The 233-nt window shown below is 63.9% G+C and carries 1 protein-coding gene; it reads left to right on the top strand.

Annotation, left to right across the window (positions count from 1 at the left end; all coding sequences use genetic code 11):
• Positions 1-233 (top strand): tannase/feruloyl esterase family alpha/beta hydrolase (locus SB753_RS41715; RefSeq protein WP_410805772.1); only part of this gene is annotated, 233 nt, incomplete at both ends.

The raw sequence follows: 233 nt of genomic DNA on the forward strand, positions 1-233 counted from the left end.
GCAACGACGACGAACGGTCAGCCCGACATCAAGACGGGTTGTACGGCTGCCGAGCGGCAACTGGTGGCGTCGAGAATCGTCGCGAAGTGCGATGCGCTCGACGGCGTCGCAGACGGCATGGTGCACGACATCAACGCGTGTCAGGCGAACTTCAGCCTTGCCAACGACGTGCCGACCTGCTCCAGCAACGTGCGCGACGGCACTTGTCTGAACGCCGCGCAGAAGGACGCGAT

The organism is Paraburkholderia sp. SIMBA_053 (assembly GCF_046534895.1).
GTDB lineage: Bacteria > Pseudomonadota > Gammaproteobacteria > Burkholderiales > Burkholderiaceae > Paraburkholderia > Paraburkholderia caledonica.